Here is a 2,972-nt window from a genome sequence, read left to right as displayed (position 1 = left end):
AGCCTTGCTGCGACCCCGTGGTCACGAGCAATTCCTGCGGCGTGCAGGCCGTGCCACGGCGCGCGCCGCTAAACCACGTTCTTCTCCACGATCGGCCGGTTTTCAAGTACACGCGTGAAACTCAACGAACCGAGATCGAGCGTCGTGTAGCGGCCATGCAGAATCAATTCGCTGATGCCACGGCCCGTTGCCGGACCTTGTTGCAAACCGTGCCCGCTGAAACCATTGGCAAAAATGCAGTTATCGACATCCGGGTGATAGCCGATGATCGCATTCTGATCGAGCACGTTGTATTCGTAGTAGCCGGACCAGCAGTTCTGCACGCGCAGCGCTTCGAATTGCGGCACGCGATGCGCGAGCGTCGGCCAGATCACGTCGTCGAATAGTGCGTGATCGACTTCGTCGAGCGGCAAATCGTCGGGGTCGTTATCCGCCGACGGCGACGTACCGCAGATGAACGATTGACCCTCGGGCCGGAAATACACGCCGCTCGGATCGATCAGCAACGGACAATCCTCGAGCCGCGCGGGCGAGGTGACATTGAAAATACTACGGCGCCGGGCGAACACCGGAAGGTCGATGCCGGCCATCTGCGCGACCTTGCGTGACCAGGCGCCTGCGGCGTTCACAACAACGTCGCACGCGTAGGTCTCGCCACTCGCGGTCTGCACTTGCGTGACGTGATTACCGTCGCGATGCAGCGCGGTGACGTCGGCGGCAACATAGCGTGCACCGAGCGCCTGGGCCTTCTTGCGCAGCGCCTGCACGAGGCCATAGCCGTCGAACCAACCCTCACCACTTTCGCCATAGGCACCGGCGACAAGATCTTCGGTATTGAGCCAGGGAAAGCGTGCTCGCAGCGCAGTTCTGTCGAGCAGACTGATATCGGCGCCAAGGCTTTTTTGAAGCGCGTGATTCTCGCGCAGCGTTGTTTCGCCGCCGGCGGTGGCGAGAAAAAGATAGCCGCCCTCGTGCAGATCGATCGACGGTTTCGCGCCGTCGAGTTCGAGCCGCTCACCGATCGAGCGCAAAAACTCGATGCCGAAGAGCGACATCCGAATGGAAAGCGGCGTAGAGAATTGCTGACGAATAGAGGCCGCCGACAATGCCGACGACGAACGCGCATAAGTCGGATCGCGCTCGATCACCGTAACGCTGACCGTCGGATCGGACAGCCGCAGGAAATACGCAATCGAGCTGCCGATCACCCCACCGCCGACGATCACGACTTTGGAACTCACGTCTCACTCCACGAGTAGTGTGGCCGCTCAGAAACGGCGGCCGAAGCCAACGGATTACTGAAAGAGAGGGTGAACAGCGGCGCGTGAATGCGCCGCTGCTTTCTGCTGAAATGCGCGACCGCTTCATTGCTTTAATGCTCTACCGCTGCTTGACGCATCAGCCGATATTGAAGTCGATGCCCTGCGCAAGTGGCAGCGCCGACGAATAGTTGACCGTGTTGGTCGCGCGGCGCATGTAGGCCTTCCACGCATCCGAACCCGATTCACGGCCACCGCCGGTTTCCTTCTCGCCACCGAACGCGCCGCCAATTTCCGCGCCACTCGGTCCGATGTTCACATTAGCGATACCGCAGTCGCTGCCCGAGTCGGACAGGAAGCGTTCGGCTTCGCGCAGATCGGTTGTGAACACGCACGACGACAAACCGTGCACTGCCGCATTGTTCGCCTCGACCGCATCCGCGAAATCCGCGTAGCGCAGCACGTAGAGAATCGGGGCAAAGGTTTCCTTCAACACCACCGCCGTTTGCGACGGCATTTCGACGATAGCCGGACGCACGTAGTAACCGCCTTCATGGCCCTTTACTTCGACGCGCTCGCCGCCGAACACCTTGCCGCCTTCTGCCGCGGCCTGTTGCAGTGCTTCCTGCATGCGGGCGTACGCCTGCTTGTCGATCAGCGGGCCCATCAGCGTGCCCTTTTCCAGCGGATTGCCGATCGGCACCTTGCTGTACAACTGCTTCAGACGTTCGATGGTTTTGTCATACACGCTCTCGTGCACGAACAGACGTCGCAGCGACGTGCAACGCTGCCCCGCCGTGCCGACCGCCGAGAACAGGATGCCGCGCATCGCGAGTTCGTGATCCGCGGTTTGCGCGACGATACCCGCGTTGTTGCCGCCGAGTTCGAGCAGCGAGCGGCCGAAGCGTTTCGCCACTTCGACGCCGACCGTGCGGCCCATTTCCGTGCTGCCCGTCGCGCTGACGACCGACGCACGCGGGTCGGCCACCAGCTTCGCGCCGACGTCGCGGCCGCCGTTGATCAGTGCGGTCAGGCCGGCCGGCACGTCGCCGAATTCCTTCAATGCCTCGCTGAGAATCTGGTTGACGGCGAGCGCGGTGAGCGGCGTCTTTTCCGACGGTTTCCAGATCACCGCGTTGCCGCACACCAGCGCGAGCGCCGCATTCCACGACCACACCGCTGCCGGAAAGTTGAACGCCGAGATGACGACGCACGTACCCATGGGATGCCACGTTTCAGCCATACGATGGCCCGGCCGCTCCGAGGCGATTGTCAGACCGTACAACTGACGCGACAGACCAACCGCGAAGTCGCAGATGTCGATCATTTCCTGCACTTCGCCCATCCCTTCCTGCAGGATCTTGCCGGTTTCGAGCGTGATGATGCTGCCGAGCGCCTGCTTCTTCTCGCGCAGACGGTTGCCGAGCAGACGCACCAGTTCGCCGCGGCGCGGCGCCGGGACGTTGCGCCAGGCTGTGTACGCTTCTTTTGCATTGGCGAGGGCCGCGTCGACTTCCGCCACCGTGTTGCTGGCCACGCGGCCAATGAGTTCGCCGGTAATCGGCGAATGAACCGCGATGTCGCCGGCTTGTGCCGCGTGGGCGATGCCGAGGTCGGCGAGGATGGTGGAAGCGTCCATGAGAATCCCTTTAATTTCCGATGCGAAACAAGAGTAAGTTCGGAAACTATACACGCGGGATTTTCTGGCGGCAA

The 2,972-nt window shown here is 61.8% G+C and carries 2 protein-coding genes; both read right to left on the bottom strand.

The annotated features are described in order from the left end of the window. Positions 1 to 68: 68 nt before the first annotated feature. Entirely contained in the window at positions 69 to 1,241 is a 1,173-nt protein-coding gene (locus QOC89_RS29550; RefSeq protein WP_323048282.1) for an FAD-binding oxidoreductase, read from the bottom strand. 157 nt (positions 1,242 to 1,398) lie between these two features. Then, positions 1,399 to 2,898 carry an aldehyde dehydrogenase family protein gene (locus QOC89_RS29545; RefSeq protein WP_323048281.1) on the bottom strand — a complete coding sequence of 500 codons (1,500 nt, stop codon included), beginning with the start codon at positions 2,896 to 2,898 and terminating at the stop codon, positions 1,399 to 1,401. Positions 2,899 to 2,972 lie beyond the last annotated feature (74 nt).

It is taken from the genome of Paraburkholderia sp., assembly GCF_034668105.1.
Lineage (GTDB): Bacteria > Pseudomonadota > Gammaproteobacteria > Burkholderiales > Burkholderiaceae > Paraburkholderia.
The sequence above is the reverse complement of the archived record's forward strand: the minus strand, read 5'-3'. Positions and strand labels throughout refer to the sequence as shown.